Consider the following 14,946-nt stretch of genomic DNA (forward strand, 5'->3'; position numbering starts at 1 on the left):
CCTCTTCCGGCACCCGCCGGGCCGGGCATGCCCGGCGCGGCGGCTCAGGCCGGAGGGATCACCTCTGCGGAGTGAGCCGGTCGCCCGTGAGGGGTCGGGCGGCGTAGGTGATACGTATGATCCCGTCGGGGTCGCGCGCGGCCTGGGCGTGCACGCCGAACACGCGGCGCAGCACCTGCGGTGTCAGAGCTTCGAGCACGGGCCCGGCCGCGGCGACCCGTCCGCCGTGGAGGACGACGAGCGAGTCGCACACGCGTGCGGCGAGGTCGAGTTCGTGCATGACGGCGAGCGTGGTGGTGCCGAGGTCCCGGACGAGGTCGAGCAGCTCGAACCTGGCCTTGATGTCGAGGTGGTTGGTGGGTTCGTCCAGGATGAGCAGGCACGGCTCCTGGGCGAGGGCGCGGGCGAGCTGGACGCGCTGCCGCTCGCCGCCGGACAGCGACCCGAACCGGCGTCCGGCCAGGGCGAGAACCCCGGCGCGCGACATCGCCTCCCGCACCACCGCCCGATCGCCGGGGCCGTTGCGGTCGAACAGCCCGTGGTGCGGGGTCCGGCCGAGTTCGACCACTTCGGCGACGGTCATGGTCGCCGGTGTGGTGTCGTCCTGAAGCACGGCCGCGATCTGGCGGGCCGCCGTACGCGCCGGCCAGGCCCACACGTCGTGCCCGCCGAGCCGTATGCCTCCCGAGTCCGGGCGCAGCGAGCGGTAGACCGTGCGCAGCAGGGTGGACTTGCCGCTGCCGTTGGGGCCGACCAGCCCGACGACCTCGCCCGCTTCCGCGGCGAGAGAGGCGTCGCGCAGGATGGGGACCCCGCCGAGCTTGACGCTGACGTCGTGGACGCGCAGTCTCATGCCTCCTCCCGGCGTAGCAGCCAGATGAAGAACGGTGCGCCGAACACCGCGGTGAAGATGCCCAGGGGCAGCTCCGCCGGGCGGTCCACAGTCCGCGACAGCAGGTCGACCAGCACCATGTAGATCGCCCCCACGAGCGTCACCAACGGCAGCAACCGGCGGTGATCGGTGCCGAAGGCCAGCCGTACCAGGTGAGGGATCATCAGCCCGACGAACCCGATGCCGCCCGCGACCGCCACGACCGCGCCGGTGAGCAGGGAGGAGACGACCAGCAGCCCGATGCGGGCCCGCCGCACGTCAAGGCCGAGGGCCGTCGCCGACTCCTCCCCGGTGACCAGGGCGTTGAGCCGGCGGCCGTACAGCACCAGACCCAGGGCGCAGGCGGTCACGGCGACCGCCACCGCGGGGAGCTGGTGCCACTGCGCGCCGGCCACGCTGCCGAGCATCCAGAACATCACTTTTCTCAGCTCGTCGGGGTCGGCCTGGAGCTGCAGGTAGCTGGTGGCGGCCAGCAGCACGTAGCCCACCGCCACCCCGGACAGCACCAGCCGCGTGGGGGTCAGGCGGCCTCGGCGCTGGCCGAGGGCGAACACGATCAGTGCGGCGATCATCGCGCCGGCGAACGCGGCCGAGGAGACGCCGAGGCCGCCCGCGGCGGCCGAGCCCATCGTCATGACGAGGACCGCGCCGACGGAGGCCCCGGAGGAGATCCCGAGGACGTACGGGTCGGCGAGCGGGTTGGTCACCAGGGCCTGCAGGACGGCGCCGGCGATGGACAGGCCCGCCCCGGCGAGCGCCGCGAGCAGCACGCGGGGGATCCGGTAGTCCAAGATGATCTTGGCGTTGACCGGGTCGCCCCCCTGGCCCGTCACGACGCTCCAGGTCTCGGCGAGGGGCACGTTGACCGATCCGATGCCGACGGCGACCAGCATGCCGGCCAGCAGCGCGGCGGTGAGGACGGCCACGCAGGGGATCAGGGGGAGACGGCGCAGCATCAGAATCTCCCCGGGTGGAGCAACCTGGCGATCTTCTCCACGGCGACGGCGTTGTCGGGACCCAGGTAGGCGGAGTCGGACAGCACGACGTAGCGCCTGTCCCTGGCCGCCTGCCAGTGCGGGAACTGGGCGAAGAGCTTCGCGGCCTCGGCGTCGGGGTCGGGATTGCGCCAGTTGATGATCACTATCGCGTCGACGTCGGCCCTGGCCACCCGTTCCTTGCTGAGGTTGGCGAAGATCTCATCGGTGACGCCGCCGAACGCGTTGACGCCGCCGGCCCTTTCGAAGATGTCGTTCCAGATGCCGTTGGCGCCGATCGAGCTGAACTCCGCCGAGCCCATCTCCATGCCCGGGATGATGTACATCACCTTCGGCCTGGACGCGCCCCGGACCCTGGCCTCGATCTCCTTGATCCGCTGTTCCGACTGCGCGATCAACTTCTCCGCGCGGCTGCCGACCCCGTAGAGCTTCCCGAAGTCACGGAGCATGTCGTAGCTGTCCTCGATCGTCTGGGTGCCCCTGACGGTGCCGGGGCCGCCGCAGGTCGAGTCGGGCAGCCAGGAGTTGGCGCCGATCTCGAGCAGCTCCTGCCGGGTCGCGTAGCCGTTCTGGGCGTCGAAGTCGTAGCCGGTGGTGCCGATGACGAGGTCCGGGCGGAGCGAGAGCATCTCCTCGCGGGAGATGTCCCAGGCGCCCTCCCGGATCCTCGCCCTGGGGAGCCCGTCGATCGCCTCGGCCCGGCCGGGCACGTCCGAGGAGCCGTACGACTGGGCGTTGCCGACGATCCGGCCCTCCACCCCAAGGGCGATCAACGTGGACACCTGGCCGACCGCCCCGCCGCTCATGAGGACCGTACGGCTGGGCGCCCTGTCGAAGGTGTACGGCCGGCCGCAGTTGGTGATCGTGACGGGATAGCCGGGAGCGGGGGGCCGCGTGGCCGAGGCGGGTCGGGGCGGTTGCCCGCCGCACCCGGTCGCCGCCAGGCAGAGCACGGCGAGCAGGGGCAGGGCATGCGTGAGACGCATGGGAAAAGTCCTTTCAAGGCACGCCAAACAGGCGCTTTCTGGCAGAAGCAGGGATTCAGCGACAGAAAGCGGCCGTGGGCGGGCCTCGCCTGCTGACCACGGATCGGAGCAGGACGGACCGTAGCCGGAGGACCCCGGGGAAGCTGGGAACGGGCCCGCGGCCGACCGCCGGCTCCGGTGCCAGCCAGGCGAAGATCAGACGGATGACGCGAGCGCCGATCAGCCGCAGCAGCGCCCACATGCCCGCCTCACCCCTGGCCAGCCAGATGGCGGTCAGCGTCACGGCGGCCCCGTGCAGGATCGTCATGCCGGGGCCGGGCGTCGCGCAGTGGAGATGCTGGATGAGGCTGTCTCCGGAAGGCGTGGCGTCCACGAGCGCGAAGATCACATGCATCCCGGCCTGCACAGCCGCCAGCAGCGGAAGTATCACGGGCAGACCGCGCTCGCGCCTGGTCAGCGGCAGTGCGGCGAGCAGCGACAGCCCCTGCCCCCACGCGGCCGTCCCCACGGTCACCGTGCCTCCGGCGAACACATGGGCGAGCACCCCGAGCCCGACGCACACCGTCGCGAAAGCGGTGGCGCGGGCCAGGCGTAGAAGGGGGGCCGCCAGCATGATGGAGACATCATGGCACGGGCGCCGGCCGCCCTCCCCTGAGCCCTGTGGCTCACCGCGACCCGGGGCCATGGATCTTCCCGGACGGAAATGGCGTTCCGGATGATCGGTGCCCTTTCTCGTCCGACCTGATGCGCCTCCGTCGGATACGGCCCGTCCGCCCGCGTCGCAAACGGCTGGGCGGCCAACCGGGTCCCGGTGAACCTGAACGCCGGCTTCTACTACCGTTCCAACTGCGTGGTGGCCGTGTGGTTCAACGTCCTGTACTCCGGTGCGGCGGTCGGCCTGCAAGGTATGGAATCCGAACGGATGGCACGTCATCGCCGAGACCTACCCGTGGGTGGCCGGGGGCGGCTACAGACAGGTGTATATCAGCGGGCTCAACCTGCAAGGTTACTCCGGTGACATCTACCTCCAGGTCATATACGGCAATGACAACGGCGTCAAAACATGGGTCCGCTTCGACGACATGCAGCTTCGCTGCTACTACTGACGCCCCGCCGCTCACGGCGGCCGCCGGTGACCTGGTCTTCGATGTTCACCATGGGATGTTCACCGTGAATGGACGGGCCGTATCAGTGACGGCGCGTGTCTGACCGTGCTCTGTCGGGTGCTGCGTAACACCTCTAGGTGAGAAGCACCTGGTCGAGGACGTGATCGCCAACGGCCGCCATGCTGGGGTTGTCGGCCGAGTGGGTGGCCAGAGCAGTGCCCATGACAAGGGCCCAGCCCCGTGCGCGCTCCCAGGTCATCTCGTCGGTGTCCACGCGTGATCGGAATACCTCGCGCGCGTTCTCGTCGAACACCAGCCACGCGGCGGCCAGGTCGGTGGCGGGATCGCCGCTGGTGAGATCGCCGAAGTCCAGGACAGCTGCCAGCCCTTCCCCGTCGAGCAGGAGGTTTCCCGGGTGCGGGTCGCCGTGGAGCCAGAGCGCGGGGCCCTGCCAGGGCGGAAGGGTGACCAGTTTCTCCCAGAGGGGGAGAAGCTCAGCTGATCGGGGAATGGACTGCAGGCGTTGCCGTACCGCTCCGTCGCGGGCGGCGAGTGGGACGCCGCGGACGGGATTACGCGGTGCGTCAGGCGGTGCGGGCCGGTGGAGGCCCGTCATGAAGTCGGCCAGCGGGACGGCGATGCCGGAGCGGTCGGACGGCGGCACGTCGGCGGCCGTGCGGCCTTCGAACCAGGGCGCAATCGTCCACGGCCACGGGTAGCCCTCGCCGGGCACGCCGGCCCTGACGGGTACGGGCAGCGCGACCTCGACGTACTCGGCCAGGACCGGCAGCCAGCGTTGCTCGTTGACGATGAGGTCGACGGCGACCTGGCGGCGCGGCAGCCGTACGGACAGGTCCGTCCCCAGGCGGTAGATGACGTTGTCCCAGCCGTTGGCGACGGGGGTGAGCGGGCCCGTCAGATCCGGGTACTGCGTGCGGATCAGACGGTCGACCAGGTCGTCGTCGATGTCGGCTTCCGCCGCGGGGGTGTTCATGCCACAACGATAGTGCGGGATGACCTTGACAGACGTGGACGCTGATTGTCCTCATGAGGCGCTTGACGACCAGGGTGAGGACGTATCCGGCGATGGGGGAGGCGCCCTGTCCGGTGATCCCAGTGTCTCGGTACACCTCGCCGTAGGCGCCGTCTCCCAGCCCTCGGCTCCGTCGCGATGCTCAGGGAACGTCATCACGGCGACGCCGACCACTGGCTGACGGCGGGAAATTCGGGTGCGGAGGGCCGGTGGGGTGGTGTGTGATCGGGGGATGGTGATCGAGATGGGCAGGCCGGGGGCCGGCGGGCTCGGTGACGTGGTGCGGGTGTTGAGGCAGTGGCAGCACGACGGAGGGCCCGTGCAGCTGCATCCGGGGGATGTGGGGTGGTTCTGGCGGTTCGGTGCGGAGCGGACGGCGGAGGCCACGCGGACCTGGAGCCGGGCCGGGGAGGTTCTGGCGGTCGGGCTGCTGGACGGTGCGGAGTTGCTGCGGTTGGCGTTCGCGCCGCAGGCGTTGCGGGACGAGGAGCTGGCGCGACGGGTGGTCGAGGACGTGTCGGCGCCTGAGCGTGGTGTGCTGCTCGAGGGCAAGGCGTACGTCGAGGCGCCGATGGGCGCGCTGGTCCAGGACCTGCTGTTCAAGGACGGCTGGGAGAGCGGCGAGCCGTGGACGCCACTCCGGCGTGACCTCGGCGCCCCTGTGCCGGATCCCGGCGTACGCGTCGAGGTGATCGAGCCGCAGCAGGCGCACGAGTGGGCCGCGGTCCTGCGGGCGTCGTTCGACGGGTCCACGTTCACCGAGGAGCTCTGGCACGCGATGGCGGCAGGTAGACCGTACGTCGACGCGCGGTGCCTGGCCGCTCGCAACGAGCGGGGCGAGGCGGTGGCGGCCGTGACGGTGTGGTCGGCGGGTGCGGGCAGGCCCGGGCTGATCGAGCCGATGGGGGTGCACCGGGCACATCGCGGTCACGGCTACGGCAGAGCGATCACGGTCGCCGCGGCGCGCGCACTCCAGGAGCTGGGTTCGTCCAGCGTGGACGTGTGCACGCCGAGCTCCAACGTCGGCGCCGTCGCCACCTACCGGTCGGCCGGCCTTGAGCGGTTGCCCGAGAGGCGGGACCTGTACCGCAACGCTTCCTGAGGCCTTCGGTGCGGGGTCGGGGTGTGGCCGGTGGTCGTCACCGGTCAGGTCGCCGGTCTTGGCGGACCCGGCGATGGAGGCTCCGGGCTCGACCTTGAGTGAGAACGGGTTGCGAGAAGGGTTCGAGGACTTCGGCCGTCCTGTGAGGCGTGTCGGTGGTCTTCTTTCGGAATCGCCCGTTCATGAGAATCGCGACATGCCCAAGACCTGGCGTCTCCGGTCTGGGATGTGTCCCGTCTCTGGGCCCGGGAAGTGCGTCAGGGATTGTTCAGGTAGGTGAGGACGGCGAGGACGCGGCGGTTGCTGTCGTCGTCATCGGTGATGCCGAGTTTGCCGAACAGGGAGGTGGTGTATTTGCTGATGGCGCTCTCACTGAGGAAGAGTCGCCGGCCGATGGCCTGATTGGACAATCCCTCGGCCATGAGGCCGAGCACGGAGTGTTCGCGTTCGGTGAGTTGTCCGAGCCGCCGACTGGAGGATCCGCTGGACAGCAGTTTGACGACGACGGCCGGGTCCATGGCGGTCCCCCCACCGGCGACGCGTTCCAGCGCGTCGATGAACTGGTCGGCGTCGAACACGCTGTCCTTGAGGAAATAGCCGATGCCACCGGAGCCGTCGGCCAGGAGTTCGCGGGCGTACAGCTGTTCGACGTGCTGGGAGAGGATCAGGATCGGCAGTCCGGGAACCTCGCCGCGGGCGGCCAGAGCCGCCCGCAGGCCCTCGTCAGACTGGGACGGCGGCATGCGGACGTCGACGATGGACACATCCGGCCGCCACCTCAGCAGCGCGTCGAGCGTCTCGGGTCCGGTGGCGGCCGTCGCCACGACCTCGTGCCCGTAGGCCTGGAGGAGGCGGACCATCCCGTCGCGCAGGAGGTAGAGGTCTTCGGCTACAACGATTCGCATGGCAGCATCATCCTCACACGGGTCGGACCGCCCGCCGGGCTGGTGATCTCCACGGTGCCGTCGAAGACCGTCAGGCGGCGGCGTAGCCCATCGAGTCCACCGCCGGCCCGCATGTCGGCTCCACCCCGGCCGTCGTCCTCGACCTCGACGATGACGCCGGTGCCGTCCCGGGCGATGGAGATCCGCGCCCGGGTCGCGTGGGCGTGCTTGAGCGCGTTGGTCAGCAGTTCGGCGATCCCGAAGTACACGGCGGACTCGATCGGCGGGTCCAGGCGTAGCTGAAGGTCGGCGTCGACAGTCGCTTCGAGCGGGCTGTCCAGGGCGAGAGCACGGACGGCATCGATGAGCCCGCGCTCGTTCAGCACCGGTGGGCTGATCCCTCTGACCAGGTCACGCAGTTCGGTCAGCGACGTGGCGGCGCCGGCTCGCGCCTCCCGCAGCAGTGCCCTGGCCTGGTCAGGGGCGGTCTCCATCAGCTTCTCCGCAGTGGCCAAGGACAGCCCGAGCGCGACCAGGCGTGCCTGCGCCCCGTCGTGCAGGTCCCGCTCGATCCGACGGATCTCGGCGGCCTGCGCGACCGTGGTGTCCGCGCGCTGGGCCGTCAGCTCATCCACCCGGTCCGCCATCGTCATCGCAGGTGACGGGCGCAGGAAACGGACGGCTACCGGCTCGACGGACCGCCAGGCGTACGGGGCGCCGCCGATCGCCACGGCCAGGCCGAGCACGCCGGCAAGGCGCGCGGACAGCACCGGCTGGGACAGCCCGAAGATCGCCGCCCCGACCCCGGCGAGCGGGACCGCGCAGATCACTCCCACGGTGATCGGAGCGATCGCCGTGAACCGCAGGTCACGCCAGATGGCGGGATCGCGCCACCGGGTCCGCCACTGCTGGTCCAGGCGGGCGTCCCGGCTGGTGCGCTCGTAGGAGTAGCCGTTCCACCAGTATCCGGTCGACATCTGTGTCACCGGTCCGGCCTGCCGGTATCCGGCGGGGATGACGGTGCCCGTCCAGTTCGCGACGAGGGAGCGGAACATCCCGCAGACAGGGCGGGACAGGGCGAGCGTGCCGATGCACGCCCACAGGAACGGCACTGTCCCCGACCACAGGTCCCCGTCCCACCACCAGATCCACAGCGCCACGGCGGCGGCCCACACGGCCGGGACCAGCATGGCGACAACCACCGCGACGCACGCGCGCACGGACCCCACGCCGGCGCTCGCCACCCATGACACCAGCTGCCTCATGACGCTCCTTCTTGGTCCATGACCCGACCGTGGGCGTCCGCGGGTCCCCGCGCTGTGCCGGACCGGCCGGAAACGATGTGGCGGGACCACTGTGCACGGCATGGAGCCCGATTCCCGTCGGATCCGCGCTGGAGTAGGTCCAGACCCACCCAACCGTGCGTCCAGCCCCATACCGCCCCACCCGCGCACTCCCTAACTTCGAGTCACACCGCACAGCACGAGGGAAGAAGCAGACATGGAAACCCCCAGCCGCACCATCACCGAGACCGGTCACGTCGACCACCCGCACACCCGGCGAGCCTTCGGCAAGGTGCGGAAACTCGTCGCGGCCTACGGCGCGTTCAGTGTCGCGGTCCTCGTCGTGGTCGTCATCCTCTCGGTCACGGGCCGCGAGGTGACGTCGTTCATGTGGGGCCGGGCCGGCGGAATGTTCGCGAGCGCCGCGGTGACCTACTGGCTGACCGTCCGCGCCTCACGGGGAGCACGATGGGCCTACGTACGCGTGCGCGTCATCTCCGTCATCGTGCCGATCGCGATCATCGCCGTCGACAGCATCCCCGGCGCCCTCCCGCCGTGGTTCGTCGCGATGCAGATCGCGGGTGCCCTCACCCTCGTACCAGCCGCTTTCGTCGTCAACCGATCCCAACTGCGTGCCGCCTTCCCCCGGTCACGCTGATCCCGTCAGTCCCGCACGCTCCCTGAACCCGGACCGCACACCCCTCGGGGAAACCCGGACCGCACACCCCTCGGGGGAGAGCACGGCCGGTTCGCTCGGGTGAGCTCGGCGGCGACCTCGTCATGCGTGGGCGCCACCGGCCCGGTCCGCGATCCGCCGAACGGTGTGGCGGCGCTTCCCGTCGTCGCCCTTCATCTCGTACAGCGCACGGGCCGTCTCCACGCCGTGAGCGTCCAGAGCCGGAGGGCGGCGGATGGCGCGCCGTCCGGACAGGAGACCATGACCACCACCGCGCCCGTCGTCGGCGATTTGCAGCCCGGCATCGTTGACAACCACCCCTTGGTCGCCGACCTGCTGCCCGTCACGGAGACAGGTCTGTCCGCGGCCGGGGCTGCCGGAATCCTCCCTCCTGGGCAAGGTCGGTCTCCGCACATATCGTGATCTGATGACGCTGATCATGGCATGTCGTTTGATCAACAGATCTAGGGTTGTTCGGGCGGCGATCAGCGGGCTGGCCGCGACGGCGGGAGTCCTCACCCTGCTCGTGCTGTCCGCCACCATCCCCACGCCGAACTATCGGCCCGGGTGCTGAACGCGCTCGTACGACGAGCACGTACGGCTGAGCCTCGGACGCGAACCGGTCATCATGTCCGAACCCCTCGACGACCTCATAGGGAGAACATCTACGATGAGCACGGCCTACGCGACTGAATGCTGGCTCACACCAAGCGCCCAGACCCGGCCCTCTCCGATCCAAGGCACCGGACTGTTCGCCATCGAACAGATCCGTCAAGACGAGGTCGTCATGCGACTCGGCGGACAGGTCATCAACGATGAGACCCTGGCCTCACTCGCCCCGCCCTACAGCAGCCTGACCGTCGCGCAAGGCCGCCACCTGCTGCTCGATCCCGCTCATCCAGTGCGCTATGGCAACCACTCCTGCGACCCCAACCTCTGGCACCGCGGCGCGACCACCGTGATCGCGCGCCGTGAGATCAACCCCGGCGAAGAACTGACCATCGACTACGCCACCCACACCGGCGTTGAAGCATGGTCGATGCCCTGCCACTGCGGCAGCACCCTCTGCCGCCGCAGCGTGACCGGCAACGACTGGCGACTGCCCCAGCTCCAGGCTGCCTACGGCACCCACTGGAGCCCGCCCCTGCTCGATCGCATCAGAACCGCCACCGGACACGGGCATTCAGACAGGGGTCCTGGAGTTTCGGCCGTGGAGCCCACGAACTAGCGAACAGGCCCTGCAGCGCGACCAGGGCCTACGGCCGGTGGTGCCGATACGTCAGCGGCTCAGTCGTCGTGGGCGATGTGCATGAGCTGCCGCCACAGCAGCACCACGAACACCGCGGAACCAGCGAAGGCGAACCAGAACGGCGCCGCGACGCCGAAGCGGGTGGCCAGAAGACCGCCGATCAGCGAGCCGACCACCAGACCGGCGTAGACGCAGATGGTGTTGACGCTGCCCACCCGGCCCTGCAGCTCGTGCGGGACCGCGCGCTGGCGGACGGTGACCGAGGTCGTGCCCCAGATGAACGCGTGCGCGCCGAAGACCAGGAAGATGCCCCCGGCGACCCACGGCGAACGGGTCAGGGCCAGGCCCAGGTGGGTGAACGTTTCGATGATGAGCCCGATCCGCATCAGGGCGCCGAGGCTCACCCTGCGGGTGATGGCCCCGTACAGGCCGGTGCCGATCAGGCCGCCGATCCCGCCGATGGTGGTCATCAGGCCGAAGCCGATGCCGCCGAGGCCGAGCTGCTCCTGGGTGTAGAGGACGAGAACCGACCAGGCCGCGCCGAAGGTGAAGTTGAAGATCAGGATCGTGAGCGCCAGCGTGCGGACCGCCGCGTGCCGGATGGTCCAGCTGAACCCGGCGATGAGTTCCCGTACGGTGTCGGGCTTGGGATCGGCGTCCTGTCGGCCGTGCGGCGGCAACGTGAGCCGGGAGACCAGGACCATCCCCGCCACCACCAGGAGCAGCTGGCCCGCGAACGGCCAGGTGAAGCCCAGGCCGAACAGCGCCGCGCCGACCGGCGGCCCGGCAAGCTGATTGAGCGTGATGAACCCCGTGCCCAGGCGGGCGTTGGCGATGACGAGATCGTCCTTGCTGACCATCATGGGCGTCAGCGTGGCCGTCGCGCTGTCGGCGAACACCTCGGCGATGGACCGGAGCGTGAGCGCCACCAGCGCCGTCACCACGGTCACCGTGCCGGTCACCATGAGCACGACGAGCGCCGCCAGCACCAGAGCCCGCACCGCGTTCGCGACGAGCACGATCCTGCGCCGGTCGTGCCGATCCGACAGCACGCCCGCGTACAGGCCGAACAGCAGCGGCGGCGCCCAGCCCACCAGGGCCGACAGCGAGATCATCAGTGGATCGCGGGTCAACGTCGCGATCAGCAGCGGGCCTGCGGCGGCCGCGACCCCGTCACCGAGATTCGTCAGCCAGCTCGACGCCAGCAACCATCGGAATCCTGTCCCCAGCCGGGCAGGCAGGACCCTCTCCATCACTGTGACCACGAGCGCAAAACCATACGTTCCGGAGGGATCTGCGGCAACACGTTTTCGCGGCCACGCGCTGTGCCGGACGGTCGCGACAGGCGCGCGGAAATCCAGCGGTATGCGCGGACGGCCTCCGTCTGTCGCGCTGAAGCGCCAAGAGGGCGGTTGACCCCCTAGGCGTCGAAGCGGCGGCGGGAGGCCTCGATGTGACCGAGGTACTGGTGGGTCCAGTCGCACATTCCGTGGACCGTCCCCCGTAGGGCTCGGCCCGCCTCGGTGAGGGTGTATTCGACCCGCGGCGGCACGGTGGGGTGCACGCTCCGCTCGACCAGGCCGTTGCGCTCCAGCATGCGCAGGTTCTGGGTGAGCATCTTGTGGCTGATGCCCTCGATCCCGTTCCGCACCTCGCCGAAGCGCAGGGTGCGTTCCCCCAGAGCCTCGATGATCAGAAGCGCCCACTTGTTGGCGACGTCCGAGAAGATCTCCCGCGCCAGAGAGTCCGCGCGCCTCAGGTCCGCTTCCTCGGGTGAGCTCCCGAACTGCTTGGTCACCATAAGGTTCCCCAGTCACTTAAAAGTGCGTTCTTCCATGTCAGCGAACACTCTCCTACAGTTCCTAAGTAACCACAAGAGACCAAGGGTGTCTTGGTTCAGGGAAAGCGAGCCAACGGGCTCTCATGACGAGGAGGCAGGCGGCATGGCCATCACCCTGGTTGACCCCAGCGGATTGCCGGAGATCGGCGCCTACCGGCAGGTGTCGATCGCGACCGGGTCGAAGTTGATCTTCATTGCCGGGCAGGTCGCCTGGGACGCCGATGGGGTCACGGTCGGCGAAGGCGATCTCGCCGCTCAGGTCGAGCAGTGCTACCTCAACATCGGCACCGCCCTGGCCGAGGTCGGCGCCTCCTTCGACGACGTGGCGAAACTGACTGTCTACGTCGTCGACTGGACCCCCGACAAGCTGCCCCTGTTCCTGGAGGGGGTCGCTCGGGCGGCCGCGAAGCTGGGGGTCACCCCGGTGCCGCCGGGCACGCTGCTGGGTGTTGCGGCACTGGACGTCCCCGACCATCTGGTCGAGGTCGAAGCCACCGCGATCATCGACTGAACACTCCTCGCCGTGCGAAGTCGCGGCCCGCCGTACGGCGGGTCGGCTCCGTACGGCGGGTCGGCTCCGTACGGCGGGCCGGCCGGCCTCGACCCCGCCTGGCGGCGGCCGTCGCGAGCGGCCGCGCCCGGAGGTCGCGCACGGCCCGGCCCCCCGCCTGGGACGGGCCGGCGCCTCCCGGGTGAGCCGGACGGAGCCTTGACCGCCCGACCTGTTGGGTTGGAATTTCCAACTCACATGCCCCCTGATAGGTTGGATTTTCCAACTCACTATCGCTTGGGGCGAGATATGCAAGATCAGGGCATGGATCTTCAGGGCTGCACCGCCTTGGTGACGGGCGCCAACCGCGGGCTCGGCAGGGCCTTCGCGCTGGCGCTGCTGGAACGGGGCGCGCGCACGGTCTACGCCGGCGCCCGTGACCCGGGCTCGGTGACCGACCGGGACCTTGTCCCGGTCGAGCTCGACGTCACCGATCCGGCCTCCGTCGCCGCGGCGGCCCAGCGGTGCGGCGATGCCACGCTGCTGATCAACAACGCCGGCATCGGGCTGCGCAGCGGGCTGATCGCGGCGCCTTCGCTTGAGGCGGCACGTGCCGAGATGGAGACCAACTTCTTCGGCGCGCTGGCGATGTGCCGTGCCTTCGCCCCCGTCCTCGGCCGTAACGGCGGCGGAGCGATTGTGAACATGCTGTCGGTGCTGTCCTGGGCCACGCTGCCGGCGGTGGCCTCGTACGCCGTCTCCAAGGCCGCCGCCTGGTCGATGACCAACGGCATCCGCCTGGAGCTTCGGGGACAGGGCACCTTGGTGGTCGGCGTGCACGCCGCCTTCGTCGACACCGACATGGCCGCCGGGATCACCCTTCCCAAGACCGCTCCGGCCGAGGTGGCCGCTCAGGCTCTGGACGCCGTCGAGAAGGGGCACCACGAGGTCCTCGCCGATCGCATCACCCGGCAGACCAAGGACGGGCTCTCTTCGGCGGACTTCGGCCTGCCCGCCGTCTGACCCGCACGGCGTCGCGTGGAGCAGGCGCGGTGAAAGCGGTCCACCGGGTGACCGCTTGTGAAACACCCCCCGCCCCCGAGGCGGGCCTGTCAGGGCGTTGCCGATCAGTCGCCGGCTGCCCGCTCGTCTTCTCGGTCCAGCGCGTGAGTCCGTCCCGGGTGGTCGGCGTGTCCGGGGGCTGGGCGCCGCCGCCACTGCTCGATGGCCTTCCGGTGGGCCTCGCTCACCAGGAGAAGGAATTCGGCGGAGGACTCGAAGCGGGCACCCGCCGGGGTCGCGGCCCCGAGGATCTCGGCTCCGCGCTGCGACGCGGCCGTCAGGGCGTCGTTCATCTGCAGAGATGCGAGGAGAGACCGGAGCCAGATCTCATCGTCGACGACATAGCGTTCGCGGCGCGCGCCGGGAGGCCGTTCCCGCCTGAGCATTCCCTGCTGTTCGAGGAAGGCGACGGCGTGCGAGACGGACGCCGGGCTGACGCGGAGCCGCTGGACCAGGTCAGAGGCGGTCAGGGTGCCGGAGTCGGTGATGTACAGGCAGGCCAGCACCCTGGCCTCCATCCGGGGCAGGCCATGCTGAACGAGGAGAGCGGTGAAGGACTCGGTGAAGTCCCGCACCTCTTGGGGGTCACGCCCATGGCCGCTGTCGGGGATCGGTGGCGCCGGAGGCTGAGCCTGCTTGTGCCGGCGCGCACGGTGCCGGGTGGCCTCGTGCGCCCGGTCCGCCCCGTAGCCGTCGGGTCCGCCGTTCCGGGTGACCTCCCGCATGACGGTCGATGCGGGCCGCTCCAGCCGCCGGCCGATCTCTGCGTATCCGAGTCCCTCGGCCAGCCCCGCAGCGATGCGCCGGCGGTCCTCATCGGTGAGTCTGCCTCCGGGCATCGGTGCTCGTCTCCTGTCTGGTCGGCATGCGCGGAGCTCTGCGCCCGCACACCCGCTGCACAGTATGCATTCACTCGGAACCCATTGCAATGCAAATTCGATCATCCATTGCGTTCAGCTCCATGGTCATTGCAAAGCAAGCCTTGTTTCCTGTGGGAACAGGCAATTTGAGCCTTCATTTCTTGTTGACTGATTTGTGAATGCAATGTAGCGTCGCAGGCGTTCAGAGATTCCCGAACACTGGCGGATGTCGATGACGCCGCAGGGGGAGTCTCCGTGACTGAGCTCACCCCGCCCTTGCGTGTCGCTCGTCGAAGCCATGAGCGCCAGGTCGGGGCGGGTCTCGCAAGATCGAAAACTGTATGCAAGGAGATTCATGATGGGGACTGGCAACAGCGGCTTCTCCGGAGCGGGGCTGCGCAGACTGCGTGATGTGCTGGCGCGGCATGTCGAGTCCGGGAAGATCCCCGGGCTGGTCGCCCTGGTCGGCCGGGGCGGTCAGACTCATG

At 69.6% G+C, this 14,946-nt stretch carries 17 protein-coding genes; 7 read left to right on the forward strand and 10 right to left on the reverse strand.

Going from position 1 to position 14,946, the window contains the following annotated elements; all coding sequences use genetic code 11:
- Positions 1 to 58: 58 nt before the first annotated feature.
- Genes ACWDS7_RS37720 through ACWDS7_RS37735 form a run of 4 tightly spaced genes read right to left on the reverse strand, consistent with a single transcriptional unit; the run spans position 59 to position 3,486 of the window.
- Positions 59 to 853 (reverse strand): ABC transporter ATP-binding protein, encoded by a 795-nt coding sequence (locus ACWDS7_RS37720; protein WP_451933156.1) that lies wholly within the window; start codon positions 851 to 853, stop codon positions 59 to 61.
- Positions 850 to 1,848, reverse strand: coding sequence for a FecCD family ABC transporter permease (locus ACWDS7_RS37725; RefSeq protein WP_451933157.1), 999 nt, complete (start codon positions 1,846 to 1,848; stop codon positions 850 to 852). Before ACWDS7_RS37725 ends, ACWDS7_RS37720 begins: the two co-directional genes overlap by 4 nt.
- Positions 1,848 to 2,873 carry an ABC transporter substrate-binding protein gene (locus tag ACWDS7_RS37730; protein ID WP_451933158.1) on the reverse strand — a complete coding sequence of 342 codons (1,026 nt, stop codon included), beginning with the start codon at positions 2,871 to 2,873 and terminating at the stop codon, positions 1,848 to 1,850. The genes ACWDS7_RS37725 and ACWDS7_RS37730 overlap by 1 nt, the downstream gene beginning before the upstream one ends.
- Positions 2,874 to 2,928: 55 nt before the next feature.
- On the reverse strand, positions 2,929 to 3,486 hold the full coding sequence (locus ACWDS7_RS37735) for an MFS transporter (RefSeq protein WP_451933159.1): 558 nt from the start codon (positions 3,484 to 3,486) through the stop codon (positions 2,929 to 2,931).
- A gap of 271 nt (positions 3,487 to 3,757) precedes the next feature.
- On the opposite strand from ACWDS7_RS37735, the gene ACWDS7_RS37740 reads away from it, so the two are divergent.
- Positions 3,758 to 3,979 (forward strand): hypothetical protein, encoded by a 222-nt coding sequence (locus ACWDS7_RS37740; protein WP_451933160.1) that lies wholly within the window; start codon positions 3,758 to 3,760, stop codon positions 3,977 to 3,979.
- Between the two features lie 133 nt (positions 3,980 to 4,112).
- Here the strand turns inward: ACWDS7_RS37740 and ACWDS7_RS37745 are convergent, their stop codons facing one another.
- Positions 4,113 to 4,973, reverse strand: coding sequence for an aminoglycoside phosphotransferase family protein (locus tag ACWDS7_RS37745; protein WP_451933161.1), 861 nt, complete (start codon positions 4,971 to 4,973; stop codon positions 4,113 to 4,115).
- A gap of 271 nt (positions 4,974 to 5,244) precedes the next feature.
- On the opposite strand from ACWDS7_RS37745, the gene ACWDS7_RS37750 reads away from it, so the two are divergent.
- Positions 5,245 to 6,114: a GNAT family N-acetyltransferase gene (locus tag ACWDS7_RS37750; RefSeq protein WP_451933162.1), complete on the forward strand. Its 870-nt coding sequence runs from the start codon at positions 5,245 to 5,247 to the stop codon at positions 6,112 to 6,114.
- Between the two features lie 257 nt (positions 6,115 to 6,371).
- Here ACWDS7_RS37750 and ACWDS7_RS37755 read toward each other — a convergent pair whose 3' ends face one another.
- Both ACWDS7_RS37755 and ACWDS7_RS37760 read right to left on the reverse strand, forming a co-directional pair.
- Positions 6,372 to 7,019 (reverse strand): response regulator transcription factor, encoded by a 648-nt coding sequence (locus tag ACWDS7_RS37755; RefSeq protein WP_306874129.1) that lies wholly within the window; start codon positions 7,017 to 7,019, stop codon positions 6,372 to 6,374.
- The gene (locus tag ACWDS7_RS37760; protein WP_451933163.1) at positions 7,004 to 8,263 is read right to left on the reverse strand and encodes a sensor histidine kinase; all 1,260 of its coding nucleotides are present in this window, start codon (positions 8,261 to 8,263) and stop codon (positions 7,004 to 7,006) included. The genes ACWDS7_RS37755 and ACWDS7_RS37760 overlap by 16 nt, the downstream gene beginning before the upstream one ends.
- A 235-nt stretch (positions 8,264 to 8,498) precedes the next feature.
- Here ACWDS7_RS37760 and ACWDS7_RS37765 point away from each other — a divergent pair, with 235 nt between their 5' ends.
- From ACWDS7_RS37765 to ACWDS7_RS37775, 3 genes are all read left to right on the forward strand, one after another.
- A complete protein-coding gene (locus ACWDS7_RS37765; RefSeq protein WP_451933164.1) occupies positions 8,499 to 8,939 on the forward strand; it encodes a hypothetical protein in 441 nt (146 codons plus the stop codon).
- A gap of 445 nt (positions 8,940 to 9,384) precedes the next feature.
- Complete coding sequence (locus tag ACWDS7_RS37770) at positions 9,385 to 9,531, forward strand: hypothetical protein (RefSeq protein WP_451933165.1); 147 nt, start codon at positions 9,385 to 9,387, stop codon at positions 9,529 to 9,531.
- A gap of 96 nt (positions 9,532 to 9,627) precedes the next feature.
- Positions 9,628 to 10,185, forward strand: coding sequence for an SET domain-containing protein (locus tag ACWDS7_RS37775; RefSeq protein ID WP_451933166.1), 558 nt, complete (start codon positions 9,628 to 9,630; stop codon positions 10,183 to 10,185).
- Positions 10,186 to 10,244: 59 nt separating this feature from the next.
- Here ACWDS7_RS37775 and ACWDS7_RS37780 read toward each other — a convergent pair whose 3' ends face one another.
- Together ACWDS7_RS37780 and ACWDS7_RS37785 are read right to left on the reverse strand one after the other, a co-directional pair.
- On the reverse strand, positions 10,245 to 11,414 hold the full coding sequence (locus tag ACWDS7_RS37780) for an MFS transporter (RefSeq protein ID WP_399966020.1): 1,170 nt from the start codon (positions 11,412 to 11,414) through the stop codon (positions 10,245 to 10,247).
- 212 nt (positions 11,415 to 11,626) lie between these two features.
- Entirely contained in the window at positions 11,627 to 12,007 is a 381-nt protein-coding gene (locus ACWDS7_RS37785) for a winged helix-turn-helix transcriptional regulator (protein ID WP_451933167.1), read from the reverse strand.
- A 142-nt stretch (positions 12,008 to 12,149) separates the two neighbouring features.
- Here ACWDS7_RS37785 and ACWDS7_RS37790 point away from each other — a divergent pair, with 142 nt between their 5' ends.
- Both ACWDS7_RS37790 and ACWDS7_RS37795 read left to right on the forward strand, forming a co-directional pair.
- Positions 12,150 to 12,557, forward strand: a complete 408-nt coding sequence (locus ACWDS7_RS37790; protein ID WP_451933168.1) for a RidA family protein — start codon at positions 12,150 to 12,152, stop codon at positions 12,555 to 12,557.
- Positions 12,558 to 12,860: 303 nt separating this feature from the next.
- Positions 12,861 to 13,559, forward strand: a complete 699-nt coding sequence (locus ACWDS7_RS37795) for an SDR family oxidoreductase (RefSeq protein WP_451933169.1) — start codon at positions 12,861 to 12,863, stop codon at positions 13,557 to 13,559.
- 104 nt (positions 13,560 to 13,663) lie between these two features.
- Here ACWDS7_RS37795 and ACWDS7_RS37800 read toward each other — a convergent pair whose 3' ends face one another.
- Entirely contained in the window at positions 13,664 to 14,437 is a 774-nt protein-coding gene (locus ACWDS7_RS37800) for a MarR family transcriptional regulator (protein WP_451933170.1), read from the reverse strand.
- Positions 14,438 to 14,946 lie beyond the last annotated feature (509 nt).

This window comes from Streptosporangium sp. NPDC003464 (assembly GCF_053588315.1).